The 16,146-nt window shown below is 38.1% G+C and carries 16 protein-coding genes; 5 read left to right on the forward strand and 11 right to left on the reverse strand.

Translation table 11 applies throughout. From position 1 onward, the window contains the following. Positions 1 to 153: 153 nt before the first annotated feature. Positions 154 to 2,196: a methyl-accepting chemotaxis protein gene (locus tag FLM47_RS08850; RefSeq protein ID WP_178956191.1), complete on the forward strand. Its 2,043-nt coding sequence runs from the start codon at positions 154 to 156 to the stop codon at positions 2,194 to 2,196. A gap of 40 nt (positions 2,197 to 2,236) precedes the next feature. Here FLM47_RS08850 and FLM47_RS08855 read toward each other — a convergent pair whose 3' ends face one another. From FLM47_RS08855 to FLM47_RS08865, 3 genes are all read right to left on the reverse strand, one after another. Continuing rightward, on the reverse strand, positions 2,237 to 2,944 hold the full coding sequence (locus FLM47_RS08855; protein WP_178956192.1) for a pirin family protein: 708 nt from the start codon (positions 2,942 to 2,944) through the stop codon (positions 2,237 to 2,239). A gap of 30 nt (positions 2,945 to 2,974) precedes the next feature. Next, a complete protein-coding gene (locus FLM47_RS08860; protein WP_178956193.1) occupies positions 2,975 to 3,925 on the reverse strand; it encodes a glutathione S-transferase family protein in 951 nt (316 codons plus the stop codon). Between the two features lie 81 nt (positions 3,926 to 4,006). Continuing rightward, positions 4,007 to 4,456 (reverse strand): DoxX family protein, encoded by a 450-nt coding sequence (locus tag FLM47_RS08865; RefSeq protein WP_008109247.1) that lies wholly within the window; start codon positions 4,454 to 4,456, stop codon positions 4,007 to 4,009. A gap of 124 nt (positions 4,457 to 4,580) precedes the next feature. Between FLM47_RS08865 and FLM47_RS08870 the strand changes: the two genes are divergently transcribed. Beyond that, positions 4,581 to 5,474, forward strand: a complete 894-nt coding sequence (locus FLM47_RS08870) for a LysR substrate-binding domain-containing protein (RefSeq protein WP_178956194.1) — start codon at positions 4,581 to 4,583, stop codon at positions 5,472 to 5,474. 67 nt (positions 5,475 to 5,541) lie between these two features. On the opposite strand, the gene FLM47_RS08875 is transcribed toward FLM47_RS08870, so the two are convergent. The 3 genes from FLM47_RS08875 to FLM47_RS08885 form a co-directional block, all read right to left on the reverse strand. Then, a complete protein-coding gene (locus FLM47_RS08875) occupies positions 5,542 to 5,952 on the reverse strand; it encodes a hypothetical protein (RefSeq protein ID WP_010390302.1) in 411 nt (136 codons plus the stop codon). A gap of 138 nt (positions 5,953 to 6,090) precedes the next feature. Beyond that, complete coding sequence (locus FLM47_RS08880) at positions 6,091 to 6,936, reverse strand: HDOD domain-containing protein (RefSeq protein ID WP_178956195.1); 846 nt, start codon at positions 6,934 to 6,936, stop codon at positions 6,091 to 6,093. 177 nt (positions 6,937 to 7,113) lie between these two features. After that, on the reverse strand, positions 7,114 to 8,412 hold the full coding sequence (locus tag FLM47_RS08885; RefSeq protein ID WP_178956196.1) for a porin: 1,299 nt from the start codon (positions 8,410 to 8,412) through the stop codon (positions 7,114 to 7,116). Positions 8,413 to 8,755: 343 nt separating this feature from the next. On the opposite strand from FLM47_RS08885, the gene FLM47_RS08890 reads away from it, so the two are divergent. After that, positions 8,756 to 9,001 (forward strand): hypothetical protein, encoded by a 246-nt coding sequence (locus tag FLM47_RS08890; protein ID WP_054201077.1) that lies wholly within the window; start codon positions 8,756 to 8,758, stop codon positions 8,999 to 9,001. Positions 9,002 to 9,077: 76 nt separating this feature from the next. On the opposite strand, the gene FLM47_RS08895 is transcribed toward FLM47_RS08890, so the two are convergent. Both FLM47_RS08895 and FLM47_RS08900 read right to left on the reverse strand, forming a co-directional pair. Continuing rightward, a complete protein-coding gene (locus FLM47_RS08895) occupies positions 9,078 to 10,421 on the reverse strand; it encodes an SPFH domain-containing protein (RefSeq protein ID WP_138607424.1) in 1,344 nt (447 codons plus the stop codon). Next, positions 10,414 to 10,752 carry a hypothetical protein gene (locus tag FLM47_RS08900; RefSeq protein ID WP_010390319.1) on the reverse strand — a complete coding sequence of 113 codons (339 nt, stop codon included), beginning with the start codon at positions 10,750 to 10,752 and terminating at the stop codon, positions 10,414 to 10,416. The genes FLM47_RS08895 and FLM47_RS08900 overlap by 8 nt, the downstream gene beginning before the upstream one ends. A gap of 488 nt (positions 10,753 to 11,240) precedes the next feature. Between FLM47_RS08900 and FLM47_RS08905 the strand changes: the two genes are divergently transcribed. Then, on the forward strand, positions 11,241 to 13,373 hold the full coding sequence (locus FLM47_RS08905; RefSeq protein WP_178956197.1) for a pre-peptidase C-terminal domain-containing protein: 2,133 nt from the start codon (positions 11,241 to 11,243) through the stop codon (positions 13,371 to 13,373). Positions 13,374 to 13,543: 170 nt separating this feature from the next. Here the strand turns inward: FLM47_RS08905 and FLM47_RS08910 are convergent, their stop codons facing one another. Next, positions 13,544 to 14,356, reverse strand: a complete 813-nt coding sequence (locus FLM47_RS08910; RefSeq protein ID WP_178956198.1) for an alpha/beta fold hydrolase — start codon at positions 14,354 to 14,356, stop codon at positions 13,544 to 13,546. A gap of 327 nt (positions 14,357 to 14,683) precedes the next feature. Then, on the reverse strand, positions 14,684 to 14,887 hold the full coding sequence (locus tag FLM47_RS08915; protein ID WP_138764970.1) for a hypothetical protein: 204 nt from the start codon (positions 14,885 to 14,887) through the stop codon (positions 14,684 to 14,686). 168 nt (positions 14,888 to 15,055) lie between these two features. Here FLM47_RS08915 and FLM47_RS08920 point away from each other — a divergent pair, with 168 nt between their 5' ends. Then, positions 15,056 to 15,310 (forward strand): ogr/Delta-like zinc finger family protein, encoded by a 255-nt coding sequence (locus FLM47_RS08920; protein WP_256872082.1) that lies wholly within the window; start codon positions 15,056 to 15,058, stop codon positions 15,308 to 15,310. Positions 15,311 to 15,875: 565 nt separating this feature from the next. On the opposite strand, the gene FLM47_RS18860 is transcribed toward FLM47_RS08920, so the two are convergent. Continuing rightward, positions 15,876 to 16,043 carry a hypothetical protein gene (locus tag FLM47_RS18860; RefSeq protein ID WP_249365171.1) on the reverse strand — a complete coding sequence of 56 codons (168 nt, stop codon included), beginning with the start codon at positions 16,041 to 16,043 and terminating at the stop codon, positions 15,876 to 15,878. Between the last annotated feature and the right edge of the window lie 103 nt (positions 16,044 to 16,146).

Genomic DNA, 16,146 nt, shown 5'->3' on the forward strand with positions numbered 1-16,146 from the left:
CAAGGATAATAAAACCAATAAAAAATAACAGTAATGTTATACGGACTTGCAGCGTATAAAAAACACCCAATTAATTTACCCAACTGCTTGGCATAAGTCCCACTATATGACTAACATTTACTCTAGATACAGTAAGATAACAAGGATTGAAACATGCGAATAAATTCAATTAGAACTAAAGTCATTTTACCAATCGCTTTTTTAGCACTGATCCTTGCAGGCTTGCTAGTTGCCATAGCTTCGATTACTTACATACAAGACAACGCTATGAAAAGGCAAACAGAAACCTTTTTTGAAGCTGTTACTGTTATTCTCAATGCCGACAGAGACATATATCAAGCACGTATTGCACTCGAAAATTTACTCAGCGCAACTGGCGATAGTGAGACGAATAAAACAGAGTTTTTAGAAAACGCAGAGCAAGTAAAGGATCGCTTTAACAAATACTTAATCTATTTAAAAGATGAAGAAGCGTTACTCGCAAAGCATGATTCATTTTCCAGCTTTATGCCTTTGTATAATGAATGGGTCAATCATAGTAAAACACTCATTAATACCAATCACTCGCAAGGTAAAATGCAAAGTGATTTAAATAAATCTGAACCTGAATTTATAAAAATACGCGAAATGATGGATCAGGCAGGCGAAGAGCTTCGCGCTTATACTAATGAACAACAGCAAGATAAAGTGGGGGCTGAGCGTTTAGGGCGTTATGTAGAAGCCATTTCAGAGGTACTAAATGCCGATAGAGATATATACCAAGCCCGGCTTGCAAAACAAAAAATAGTAAACCAGCATGGTGATTTAGAACAAAATCAAAAATTATTTGAAGAAAACGCAGCCCAAGTTATACGTCGCTTTAATAGTTATCGTAGCTATTTAATTGACGAGCCTCAGCTAACACAAAAATATGCCAACTTCGATCAGCTTTATCAGCAATGGTATGAGCAAAGTAAAACCTTGATTTACTCAACTCCTGCAAAGCAAGTCGCTTTAATTGATAATAATTTAGCAAAAGCTGATAAAAGCTTTAACGAATTAAGAAATATACTTGATGTTGCGGGCGAAGAGGCACGCACACATGCCAGAGCGGTAAAACAAGACGTACAACATAGCATTCAACTTTTTGAAAAAATTGTTTTTATTGTGATTATTATTGCCTTTATTGTCGCTTTAGGTGTGGGCTATTACATTCCGAAAAAGCTAACCGATAATATCAATAATATTACCCTTCGTATTAAAGAAATAGCCGCTGGCGATGGCGATTTAACCCAGCGTATTAACACTACATCACACGACGAATTAGCTGATTTAAGCAATGAATTTGATAACTTCTTGAGCCATTTACAAACAATAATAAAAAATATTCAGCAGCAATCAAGCCAACTTGGTGCAGTAACGGGTGATTTAAATGATGTATCTGATACCGCGATGGAAGTAACCCAAAAACTTGCTAATGCCTCTGAGTCAATAGTTAGTGCGGGCCATGAGATGGACATGGCCAATCAACAAATGGCAGATCTTGCAAAAAATACTGCGCAGGAAGCCGATATATCTAGCGAGCAGGTTAAGCAAGGTGTTCAAGCTATTGATGTGTCAGGCAAAGCGATTGAAGATTTAGCTAACGATATTGAGTCAGCATTAGCGAATTCGGTTGAACTAGAAAGTAGCTCTACAGATATAACCTCTGTTCTTGAAGTGATACGTAATATTGCAGAGCAAACAAACTTATTAGCTTTAAATGCAGCGATTGAAGCCGCTAGAGCCGGCGAGCAAGGCCGTGGATTTGCTGTAGTAGCTGATGAGGTAAGAACGCTTGCCACACGAACTCAACAAAGCACAGACGAAATTGATACCATGATCCAACGCTTAAATGACAACGTTAAAGCGTCGTCTGATTCGATTAAAAATAGCCAAACTAATGCCAATACCACTTTAACCAACTTTGACTCAGTAATTACCATTTTTAATAGCCTGACTCACGCATTTGAAAAAGTACAGCAAATGTCGACTGAAACCGCACAAGCTACACAAGAGCAGTCACATGTGGCTAACGAAATAAATCGAAATTTAGTGTCATTAAAAGAGCAATCTGCACAAATGAAACAAATTTCCACGCAAACCACGCAACAATCTAAAAATGTATCGGCCTTATATGAGCAAATGAAATCGCAAGTGGAAAGCTTTAAAGTATGAGCAAGTAACAATTATAAAGTTAAGCGCACGTAAATTGCGCTTAACTTTTGCTATCGATAATAATCAATTCACACTCAGTGTTTGCTGTTAAGGTGATGGTTTTAGTCTGTGTAACTTCTGCGCCGTCACCCTTATTCATGCTAACTGAGGCTGACTCATCATTAATACTAAACTCCCCTGCCGATGCCAATACGTAGGCTTGATGATCAATCGGCTGTGTTATTGACGTGCCTTTTGCCAGCTTACCACCGTAAATACGCGCCTGCTGATTAATAAAAAGTGCACTATCGGCATCTTTTGGATAACCCGAAACCAGTAAGCTAAGGGTGCTTGTGGCTTGTGTAGGAAACTTCTTGCTTTCCCAGCGCGGCTCAACATTATGTTGATTACTCTGAATCCAAATTTGATAAAACGTTAGTGGTTCATCTGTTAGGTTATATTCTGAGTGGGTAATGCCGGTGCCTGCACTCATTACCTGCACCTCACCTTGCTCGGTGATCCCCTTGTTGCCCATACTATCTTGGTGAGTAATGGCACCACTGCGGATAAAACTAATAATTTCCATATTTCTATGCGGGTGCGCACCAAACCCCATACCTGGGGCTACCCAGTCATCATTAACTACACGCAAAGTGCCAAACCCCATACGCGCAGGATTATAGTAATTCGCAAAACTAAAGTGGTGCTTTGACTTAAGCCAACCATGATCAGCATGTCCTAAGCTATTTTTTGGGTAATGGGTAAGCATATTTTTTCCTATACGTTATCTCTGCGTCATTTAGTATTGACGGTCTCGATCATGGGCTGCGTCAAAGGTGTGTTTAGCACCTAAAGGCACAATTTGCGTTGGGTTAATGGTTACGTGACTTACGTAGTAATGCACCTTTGTGTATTCTAAATCGACCGTTTCCTTTATCCCAGGTACTTGGTAAAGCTCATTAATGTAGTTACTAAGATGATGAAACTCAGTTAACTTTTCTCGATTACACTTAAAGTGCCCGTGATACACAGCATCAAAGCGGATAAGTGTGGTAAATAATCGCCAATCGGCTTCAGTGAGTGTATCGCCCACTAAGTAACGCTGTTTTGCTAATCGAGCTTCTAACCAATCTAAGCTATCAAACAAGGCTGTGTAAGCTTCGTTGTAAGCTTCTTGAGTTGTAGCAAAACCGGCTTTATACACCCCATTATTAATGGTGTTATAGACACGGTTATTCACTGTTTCTATTTCTTCACGTAGCGCATCTGGATAATAATCGTCGTTGTTACCAGTAAGCTCATTAAACGCACTATTAAACATGCGAATTATTTCTATTGATTCGTTGTTTACAATAGTCTGCGTTTTTTTATCCCATAAAATAGGTACGGTAACACGCCCTTCATAGCTAGGGTCGGCTTTTAAATACAATTGATAAGCGTAATCTAAGTTATAAAGTGGATCGCCCTGCTCGCCAAATTCCCAACCGTTTTCCATCATGGGTGCTTCAACAATACTCATAGAAATAATGTCTTCGAGCTGCTTTAATTTACGAAATATAATGGTGCGGTGCGCCCAAGGGCAAGCCAAGGATACATATAAATGATAGCGACCTGCTTCTGGTTTAAATTTACTGTTTTGCGCTGATGAAATCGTATCTCTAAACCGGCTATCTTGGCGTACAAATTTACCGTCGCTTTTTTCGGTGTCGTACCATTTATCGACCCATTCACCGTTAACAAGTAACCCCATGTCCGTCTCCTTAGTTTATAGAATGTGCCTACCTTACGCAGGTTGGCAGCTTAAAGTTTAATCACTTATGTGATCCGCTTATTAATTTAATTTGTTATGAATTTTTCCATCAACAGATAGCTTTCCAGCTCCTTGGATCAGTAAAGCTAAGGTAATAGCTAACAGCGATAACGCAAATTCATAACCGTTGTTGCTCATAAATAAACCGTTATCTATGTGCGTGGTAAAAATAGCAACCACCATAGTGATAGCCAGTACAAAACTCGCAGGACGCACCAGCAAACCAACGATGAGTAGTAACCCACCAAAAAATTCGGCGCCACCGGCCATTAATGCCATTAAATAGCCCGGTGCTAAGCCAATCGACTCCATCCATTGCCCTGTGCCTTCCAAGCCATAGCCGCCAAACCACGCAAACAGTTTTTGTGCACCATGAGCACTAAACACTAATCCCGCAATAAGCCTTAATGGTAATGTTGCAAAAGACTGTTCAGTTTTTGTGATGGCGGCTGTAATATTTTTAATCGTCATAGTTTTAACCTGTATTGTTCCAATTGAGTATGCAGCTATTGTATAAGTTGAATTAAAATTAAATAACTCCTATTATTTGCTCTATATGTTCAAATATTTTGAACAGTTGATATTTGGTATGATAATGAATACACCTCCTATAAGCATAGAAGCTTTATTGGTATTAGACGCCATTGAGCATCGTGGCAGTTACGCAGCCGCTGCAGAGCAACTTAATAAAGTACCCTCAGCCTTGTCGTATATTGTTAATAAACTTGAAGAGCAATTAAATGTAACCTTGTTTCAACGTCAAGGTCGGAGAGCGGTTTTGACCCCCGCAGGTAAACATTTACTAAGCGAGGGGCGTAAGGTACTCAATGCTATAAATAATTTATCTGAGCAAACACAAACCATAGCTAATGGCTGGGAGCCACGGATACGTATTGCCTATGACTCTATTTTTGACATAAGTGACGTATTCAAAAATCTACAGCTATTTTTAAATGAGCATAAAAATATCGAGATAGACATTAAAGAGGAAGTACTTAATGGCACTTGGGAGGCTTTAATTGAGGATGACGTTGACTTAGTGATTGGCGCACCGGCCCCTGTACCTAATCAAAAGGGGATCAGAGCGGTAAAAATAGCTGATATTCAAAATGTTCTGGTGGTTCACCCTAGCCACCCGTTAGCGCTACTAAAAACCCCCATTGAGCCCAGCGAACTCGGTCAATACACCACGGTTATAGTGCATGACTCAGCAAAGCAAGGTATTCCGTGGTCAGCTAACTTAATCGAAGGTAATCAACGTTTTTATGTAAATTCTGTAAGCCAAAAAATGACCGCTATTTTATCCGCTATTGGCATTGGTTATTTACCTGAGAACCTTATTGCTGAGTATGTTAAAGCTAACAAACTGCATGTTGTGGAGCTTACCGAACCACGTCCACCTCAAGACTTATACCTTGCATGGAAAATAACTAACAAAGGTAAAGGGCTAAAACAGTTGACCCAAATTATGCTAAATAATCCTAACTAGTGTTTAACCCTAAAAACGCAAAAGCCCATGCTAAAACAGCATGGGCTTTTTGAATCGGTAATAGATATTACAGTGCGAGGTCTTGCTTAGCGCGCGTTAAGTTGTGCGACACTAACTCGTTACCAGACATTTGTTGTGCTTCGTAAAAGTCTGATAATGCAGCTGTTTCATTTTTAGCCATTAAACGTCCTACACCACGGTTACTTAAAGCAAATGACGTAAGCTCACGTACTTTAAAGCGAGGGCCAGTGCTTTGTTGTAATAAAGTAATTGCTTTTGAGCAGATTTCTTCAGCTTGGCTATAATTTTTTGATTTTACATTTAATGCACAATCGTTAAATGCAACTTCGAATTCTTGAGGGGCTGTTTTAGCCTCTTCAATAACCATTAACTTATAATCACTTTGATCAGCCATTACAGCAGCTGAGCAAGTTAATAAAGAGCCAAGAGCGATGGTTTTGATAAGTGAGCGTTTCATGATTAATTTCCTATTTGGTTAGTCGTGCTTGTTGCCGACAACTAAACTTTAGAGTGTTTACTTAATCCCGACAAACGATTAAAAACAAACCAATAAGTGAAAAAAACTAACCTATAGACTTTAAGCTGCTAAAAACGTCTAACAGTTCAAAAAATCAATCACCTCTTCTTGCACATCAATATAATCGTCTTCTGACATATTTAATGTTGCTAAAACTTGTTTTTCTATGTCATCCCAATCTTTAGTGGTGTCACCGCGTAAAACACTATTAACCAAATTTTCAGACATTTTTAAAACGCTGTAACACAATTGTTGATTACTTCCAGTTATATCACTTAGCATACTCAAATCGTGATGACGTAAAATAAGCTGGCAAATATCTACAGGTAAATGCCAGCTGGTCGCTAAATAGTAACCCACAGTGGCATGATTAGTTCCATATAAGCGCTCTTCTATATCTATTAAGCTTTCTTTATGGGTATTATTTGAAGTATGTAAAGCACTCACGTAATTATCGAATTTAATTGCCATCGGCACAATGCCACAATCATGAAATAAACCCAGCGTATACAAGTACTCAACGGGAACATTGTTTTTTATACGTTGCCCAATAATCATATTTACATCAGCAATTTCTGATGCGGTATCCCAAAAACGCTCCAAACTAATGCAACATTCTTTTTGGGCGAACATTTGCTTTAGCTTTAAGCTAGGTACTAAAGCTTCAATGCCATTCCACCCTAAAAACATAATAGCCTGTTTAATATTTGACACACTACGAACTAAGCCATAAGCAGGTGAATTAACTATCTTTAGAATAGCTGATGCAATAGCAACATCTTTAGCGATGATTTCTGCGGCGTCTGAGAGCGAGGGCTCCTGTGCAGATGCTAATATTTCAAGATCATTTAAGATTTGTGGTTTTGGTGGGATAACAAAGTTTTTGTTTACATCAGATAACACCTGCTCATTAACTACAATCATCGATGTCTAGCCTCCAGCTAAGCTATATGGATTATTTATTTTATTCCATTTGAACTTTTATACTAGAAGTTGATTAAAGATTTATCAATTTGTAGGTGCTAAATAGGTAGAGCAAAAATATTTTTTTAAACAACATAAGCACACGCCAATGTCTAGGCGTGTGCTTTGAATATTGATTTAGAAGTAATAGCCAATATTAATGTTGAAGCGACGCTCAGTTTCGCTGCTATCGCCCGCTAATGAACCACCAACAAATGGCATATTTTTACCATGAACTAAGTCAAAGTAAGTAAATAAACCACCAGCAGCTACCGAGAAACCGGTTACGTTCATCCACGTATCTCTGCTGTTGTCTGATTTGTCGTAAATTGCACTATAGTCGTTGTAAAACTGTAAGTTTGTTACCGCGCCCCATTGTACCGGTACACTGTATGCTACGTTTGCACTCGACATTGTTGCCTCTGCCGCCATGCTGTCGTAAAACGAGTAAGCGCCCACAGCAATACGGTTTACGTTATCAATATCGTAGTTATATTCACCGTGTTGAAGTTGTAAGTTCCAAGGGCCCATATTACTGTTTAAATGTAATGCCCACGCGTTGTAGTCACCTGCGCGGTCAACACCGTCATGCAAGCCACCAGCAAGTGCCGACACACCTATTTCAGTTTTACCACCTTCATGTTCTAGGTGGTAGCCGTAACGGCCTGAGAACGTATTATACTCGCCTATAGCATTAGTAGGCTCAGCATAAACACCATCTCCAGCTTCTCTAAAGCCAACAATGTCGTAAGAATAGCGATCGCTGCGGTTATCTACATAACCATCAACACCACCTAATTCATCATTTTTGAAAAAACCCAAATCAAGCTGCCAGTTATCAGCAATATTACGCTTAAATAACACCCCTAAATCGTGGTCGTCTTCAAGGCCAACATAATAGTTAGTGCTGAAAAAGTAGTTATGTGAGTTGTATGGCCAGTTACCAAAAGGAACCTTGGTAATACCTGCTTGAACTTGCCAATCATCAGCAAAATCGTAAGCTGCATAAGCGTATTTAACAGCGGTCATATAATCAAAAAAGCGAATTTCAGCGTTTAACTTTACATCACCAACGTCGCCTGAGAAATTTAAGCGAAAAATATCAAAGTCAAAATCGCCGCCGCGATTTTTATTATCGTCATCATACGAAGTATGGCTGTAGTTGGTTCGAACAGCACCGCCAATTTTAATTCCCTGAGGCTTGTGTTCATGTTTAGCTACTTTAACTTCAGCTATATCTTCTTTCTCTTCAATGGTGCGCTCGATTGATTTTTCACTTTTTTGCTCTGCTTTTGCAAGTTGCTTTTGCAGCATTTCCACTTGTTTTTGTAAGCTGCTTAATTGCTGCTTAACTTTATCAAGATCTGTATCTGCATGTGCCTGATGTGAAAAAACAACCATAGCCACTGCCAGTGCTAAAGGTTTCATAGGTGTCATAATTTGTCCTTGCTTGCCTTGTTGATATTATTAACTCGAACTTGGTCAGCGTGAGCTAAGTACCTGCTTGATTTTACATGTTGTTTTACAATGATAACGTATTTTTACAACTCTTCAATTACACTTTATGATTTTGCGCAACACACCAGCAACACACAAACTACTTTTAAGCAGGATAAGTATGACAATTGCTCATCACTTTTATAAATGAAAGCAGTAGCTTGCAAAATTAAAGCTTAAAAAAGCAGAGTCATCACGCACCTATTTTAATGTGTTATTATTTGAAAAATCATATTTAAATCAGCCAGTTTACTGCTGCACATATAAATTAAGGCTCTGAAAAATGAAAAATAACGATACCTTTAACACGATTGCTACGTTAATTTTTAAGCATCTTTATAATAACTTTCCAACTCCAAGCCAGTTAGATCCTGAACAATTAATTAGCGATGCCTCAGATCATCAAGGTGAGCAAATAAAAGGAACTATCGCGTTTCTTCTTCATGAGGAATATATATTTTCAACGCCTAGCGCCGCTTTTTTGCTAACAGAAAAAGGCTTTAGCCACGCTTTGTGCCCTAAATTTTAAACTCACCGTTTAAAAAGCGATACCACAAAAAAAGCCCTAGCAATTAAAGCTAGGGCTTGATAATGATTTTTAAAGGTTATTTTTTCTCTTTTTCTAAACGCTTTTTAAGACTCAATGCCGCATCTGCAGCCAACAAACGCATAAATTCAGAGCCGTTGTTTTGTTCGCCTTGACCCGCACCTATAACAATTTCAGGCACTAAGCGGCTGTTACCTAGGCTATTAAATAAAGCAGTTTGAATTTTAACTTCCGCTTTAAGTGTTTCATCAAAAACATATTTAGGATCAAGTGCTGCTGACTTTGCGCGTAAACGTGCTTCAGCTAATACATCCATGCCTAATGCCTCTAAGCGTTGCTGTTTTAAGATTTCTTCTTGCTCTTTTGCAAGCTCAGCCTTTACTGCAACACGCTGTTGTGCAGAAATAATTGCATTGGCTTTTATTCGCTCTGCATCAATTTGCTCTTTAATTTTTAGCTTTTCAGACTCAGCTCTTTGCTTTGCAATCGCTTGTTCGCCTAATGCAACTTCTGTACGTGCTTGTTGCTCTGCCTTTTTAAGGTTTTGTCTTGCAAGGGCTTCATCTGCTGCAGCTTGCTTTTGCGCCTCTAAGCGCGCATTTACCTTATTTTCGTAATCAATATCAATAATACTCGCATCAACCACCGTTATACCGTAAGAGCCTAAAATAGGTGCATTACGCAGCGGCTTTCCTTCAGCATCTTTCTTTATATTAATCGTAACGCGTTGTTGCTTACTTAAATTGCTTAAATCGTCAGACTTGTCACGCTCGCCAGTACTAATAATTTGCTCAGTAACAAAAATGCCATTAGTTAGTTGATCAGAAAAATCTTGGCTTAATTGACCATTACCACCTGAATAATGTTGCTCAACCGACATCATACGTGCAGACGCTTTTACATTTTCTGTAGTGGCACGCATTAAAAGGTTAGAGATGAGAGTCTCTTGGGAACCAAATTCTTCATGAATTTTTAATAATCCACGTAAAGCACCCGACTCACTTGCAGGTACATTACCTGGTAATCTAAAACGTGATACTCCTCTGGCGCCACCAGTTGTCGTATCCAAAAATCGAATAGGAATGAGTGGTACAATGGCACTGGCTGTTGCACTGCTATCACCGGTAAAGTTAATCGAGATAACTTTTTTATAGGCTGATGTGGTGCCAAATGCTTTTAAGTAAGGACCAGCTTGGTTTATTACCGTTAAATTACCAGTAAAAGCTGATTGGTGAACAAGCCGTTCATCGGCTTCATTCCATGAAATAACCTGCGATGTTAATGTTGCAATCACTGCTAACACCACAACAACTGACGTTAATAAAATTACATTACGACGGCCAAAACGTGCCATAAATGATGTATTTTTTGCCTCTGCGACGGCTTGTTGCTCGCTATCCATTTTTAGTACTCTCCATGTTTAATTTCTTTTTAACAAAATAAGTAATTTCTTGTTCGCTTAAGTGCGCACAAAAGCTACCCGATCGATGCAAATCTATAAATGTTGCAAGGATCTCTTGTTTGCCTTTAATTGTTTTTTCCTGGTTTTCTTGGGTTTGGTTTTTCTCGCTAAGTTGAGCAATAAGATCATCAATGATGGTGTCTTTATCAAATAACACATTATATTCTTTTGACTTTCTTACTCGGCTCTTACGTACATTGCTGTAAATCACATAAAGCGCCACACACAAAATAATAACAAGCGTACTTAACCCAATAATATAAAAAATCATAACGTCTGCTTATATTAATTGAATAATTAACCCTAACAACAAATGTAACGGTTAAATCACAAATGTTAAGCCGATAATTTTACAGAATAACGCCCCAAATAACAGAATTAATACTTGGCTCTTGTATATTTTTGTAAAAATTAAAATAGAAAAGTTTAATATCTGAAGTCTCAACATCAACAATGTTACTTTTAATGAGTGTGGGTGACAGCCGCTTAGAGTCAACGGTAAACATATTCTGCTCAAACTTTTATATTGAATATTAAGCCATTTATCCTTTTTAAAATAAGCTGATTTCAAAGTGAAAAATGCAATAATTTCCGAGTAAAGTTAAAAATATTTTAATTTTTTCTGGCGAAGATCAAAATGCGGCCTACCCTTAGTATGTGAATTAGGTACTGATTATTTGCTCAAAATTAAATCATATGGGCATGCAGTTGATCATTTACGTTACATCAAACCACTTGTTAGTGAAAAAGGATATAAAGATGAAAAAATGTAAATACGCAGCATTGCTCGCTTCAGCTATCTATGCACAATACAGTTTTGCTGCAATCGATGAGCTCACTATTTTACAACACACTCAAGAAGCAAAAAAAACCACAATTGCCAAACACGCTAATACCCATGTAAATCTTTCTAGGCAATTTACAATCGAAACAACACAAGGTCCTGTAATTACTCAAACTGTATCGCACCCTAATGCTGATTATATAAAGCTACATTTTAGCCAAGTAGATCTAAATGGTGACGCAAAGTTAATCGTTAGAAGCGAAGACAACTCAGAGCGATATGAATATAGTAGGAATAATATGGACGCTGCAACAATCGATAGCTTAAACGGAGATGATGGTGTGCATTCATTTTCTTCTATGTCGGTTTCAAATGACAGCGTTATCATTGAATATTACCCTGATCCAAAAAACAGTAAGCAGCAACACCAGTTTGGTGTTATTGATAGCTATTTTTACGGCACTGAAAGTGCCAATATAAATATCAATGAACAAAATAAACCTGCCCCTTTGTCTACCTGCGGTATTAATGAGCGCAAAGATGTGCAGTGTTGGGCTAATTCCAACCCAACAGAGTTTGACCGCAGCCGCCCCGTAGCACGCCTAGTAATTGGTGGCCGCAGCTTATGTACCGGTTGGCGCGTTGGCAGCGATAATAAATTATTTACCAATAACCACTGTATAGAGACTGCATCTGAGCTTGCCTCTACAGAAGTGTGGTTTAACTACCAAAATAAAAGTTGTAATGGGACAACCAGAGAAACCACTGTAAAAGTAACAGGTAAAGAGTTTTTTAAAACTGATTACACGTTAGATTACACCCTATTTAGTGTTAATGACTTTGCCAATATTGAACAGTTTGGTTACTTAGGGCTTGATGTGCGAAACGCACAGCAAAGTGAACGTATTTATATTCCGCAACATGGTTCAGGTAATCCTAAGGAGCTGTCGATTGAATCTGATCAAGACACCAATGGTTTGTGCCAAGTTAATGCCCCCTCAACGAATGGGCGTGGAAGTAATACTGATATTGGATACTATTGTGACACTATAGGCGGCTCTTCTGGTTCTCCTGTTGTTGCAGCATCAAGTAATCGTGTTATTGCACTTCATCATTTAGGCGGATGCTACAATAAAGGCGCCAAAATAAGTAAGATTTGGCCCCAAGTCGCAACTTACTTTAATAACACAGTGCCTGTTGGCGATAACGACGGTAATACACCACTGCCACCTACCGCACGTTTTGAATACAGCTGTGAGCAATTACAGTGTAATTTTGATGCAACAAGCTCCAGCTCAGCAGGTACTATCAATAGCTATAGTTGGAACTTTGGCGATAATCAAACCGATACAGGTGCAACTGTAGTGCATAATTTTGTATCTGAGGGTGATTACGACGTCTCTGTTACGGTGCAAGATAGTAACAATAATACAAACACGCTAACCCAAACGATTAGTGTTTCAAATGGCTCACCAACAGAAGTTGAATTAACTAAAGGGCAAGCATTAACAGGCCAAAGTGCAGCATTAAATCAAGAGACTATTTACTATATTGATGTACCTGCAAATAGCACTAACATCTCAATCGACATAACGGGTGGTTCAGGTGATGCAGACCTCTATGTTAAAAAGAGTAGAGTGCCAAGCACAAATAATTACGACTGCCGCCCATTTAGAAATGGTAACAATGAAAGCTGTAATATAAGTCAAGGAGAAGGTCGTTTTTACATTATGCTTAAAGCGTATAACAGCTATCAAAACGTAACTATCGTGGCTAATTATGAAAATAGCGCACCACCTACAGATAATGACACTCGCGTATTAACGTCTCGTGCTTATGGATTTCCAGATTTTTGGCAGCGCTATAGTTATGTAGTACCTACAGGCGCAACCACTGTAAACATAAAAACATTGGGTGGCGAGGGAAATACTAACCTCTATGTTCGAGCGGATGCAGCGGTAACAAAAACACAATATGATTGCTTATCGAACAACAAAGACAACAATGAAAGTTGTATCTTAGAAGTGAGTTCAGGCCAGACATTACAAATCGGCTTGTTAGGTGTCACTAATTACGATTGGGTTAAGCTTGTTGCAACTGCAAAATAAATAATATCATTCCCCTAAAAAAGCACTGTAGTGAACCTGCAGTGCTTTTTATTTGGTTTTAATATACTCTTTTAATGCAGGCGTAATAAACATCACAATAAATAAAAAATACCACCTATTACAAAAAGAACTCATAGTTAGTCGTTATTAAAAAACATAATCCGATCTCGCTATTGAGTGCGTGATAATAGCTTCAAAACTTGTTTAACTACCATTTCTGGCTCATCATTTTGTGGATAGTGGTAACTTTTACTGGTTAGCACTATCTCACCTTGAGGAAAAGCATTAGCCCAGTTTGAATGCAGTTCTCCCCACATTTCACGCCCTTTTTCAGTAAAAAATAACACCGATGGATTTTCATATTTTTTAACTGAGGCAATAACCGTCACGGGAATATCTGCTATTTGTGGATAATCGGGCAGAGGTCGCTTCGACCAAAAGTCTAAATACTGATTCGACATGCCGCTTTTCATATCATCACGTTTTATAGCGGCAATTTCTTTTTCAGCGCGCGGTAAATCAATCTTACGCATAATATCAACATCATGCTCTGAGGCGGGTTCAATTAACATTAACGCTTTAATGTTATTGGGGTAGCTTGCTGCAAATACCCTTGCGATATAAGCACCATAAGAATGCGCCATATAAACTACCGGTTCATCAATTTTTAGCGCTTTGAGTAATAATAAAGCCTCAGCAGCATACTCTTCTGAGCTATAGTTTTTCTTTATTTGCGCTGAGCCGCCATTGCCAATTCGAGAATAGCGAATTACTTTTGCATGCTTGGTAAGCGAGTTATAAATGGGATCCCAATCACTAAGCCCTGCAGAGCCACCCGCCTCGAGTAAAATAGTGTGTTTGCCACTACCCGCCATTTCATATTCAATATCAAAGCCATTTACTTTAACTTTAGCAAGCTCAGCAAACACAGCGGTTGAGGTGATTAATACCCAAAATAGAATCGTTTTTATTATTAGTTTCATATTGTTAAAATAGATTAGTAGTTAGTTTAAGTTTATAACATTATAAATAGAGCGAAAAAACCTTAATGGATGAATTAATCATTCTACTCTTTTTGGAGTTTTTCACCTGACATCTTATACAGCCATGTAACCGTTTATGGAAAAAGGTTGGTAGACTATGGGTTATAAAGTCGCGCCCTGGTACTTTGAATTTGTGATAGTAGGCATTGCCGTTTCAACAATTGGGCTAATGCGATTGTTTAGAGCATTTTGGGGTGTCGGGATAAAAAGAAAGCGCTAGTTAGGAGCTAGAGCTTTTACTTTATAGTTCATGGCATATAGATATTTTTAGCTATTAACTAGAATCCTATATTTAACTAAATCGACATGACTATATAGATTTTTGACACCTTTACCCTCTTCAATGAATCCTACTTCATCGAGGTGTATGCCTGCTGTATTACCTTCTATTACGCGCCCTTTAGCAACCAATACATCATTCTTCATTAGAGATATGATTTTATTATTAAGTTCACCATTCTTATATTCCATTACATTTTCCTTTTTTGATTGAAGATGCAACATATCAGATTAGTCGACATTATAAAAAATAAGATACTTACGTAACCTTAGAAACTTGCGCTGTGCTAATAAGAAGTATGACACCTAATAATAGTTATTTGTTATGCACAAAATGACAGTGTATTTTATTAACGATTAGTGGTTATTATAGCGCGGGTTACTTGTCCAAATTGCGAAGCTAAAGCAACAATTACGTCACGCAAAAAGCAAAGCGCCCATGTGGTTAATTTATATTGCTCGTGTACTAACACTAAAGAGTGCGGGGCTACGTTCCGTATTACCCAATCGTTTGATCACTTCTTAAACCCGCCTTGTAAAACCACTGCGCAATTAGCAGCATCGCTTATTAAAAACCTACCGCGTGAAGAACAATTAGAATTAATTGGTCTATAAACTAAATTCCACACCTGATTACCGTTCAAAATTTCCAATTTTTCAAGTATGTATAAAAAAATAGCAATCAATGATGATTAAAAAAGCAACTAGATTTATTTTTTAAAAGCGTAAATTTAATCTTTCCTTAGTTGATTTTCATTATTATAAATGCTAACCAACAGTATCAGGTTAATACCTACTAACACAAATACGATATCCCAAAGTTATCCACAATGAGAGCGTTTTCTGTCCCTTGCAAAAGATCCTTAATCACATTATCTTGGTGTTGAAGCTGAGATTATCACTACATCTTGTGGTGTTCTTCAGTGGAGGGACTAACACCATACGCCAATATGGTGTTAGTAAAGTCACTTGCTGAGATTCCAGCAAACGCTTATTTGTACGAAAACAGCGTAACGTATTCTGAAATTATCGGCAAGTTAGTTTTATATTTTTTGGAGGGTAAAAAGTTGAAATTCAGCTTATCCTTAGAAATTTCGGAACGAGCAATTATTAATGTTACACACCTAATAATTGCAATCTGTAGCTTGCTAGCAATGTAATTATAAAGGGCTAAAGAAATTTAGCCCTTTATGTTTTCCTTATCTTTATATGATCTTTTCTCTGGAACTGGTGGTTTTTTTAGGTTTAACAACTGAGTTATACACCCGGTTGCGGCGTTTAACGTTTGTGTTTTTTCTTTTAGGTCGGGTACCTTTTTAGCTAACCACTTTGCTGCAATATCTGCCATTGTGGGTAAGCCCTTGGCATTGTTTCGCATGAGTTTAAGTTCTAGGCGTGGGTCTTTATCTTGGCTTAACCAATTTTGAAATAATGGGATATAGTCTTGCACT

Origin of the sequence: Pseudoalteromonas sp. Scap06, assembly GCF_013394165.1 — a bacterium.
Classification (GTDB): domain Bacteria; phylum Pseudomonadota; class Gammaproteobacteria; order Enterobacterales; family Alteromonadaceae; genus Pseudoalteromonas.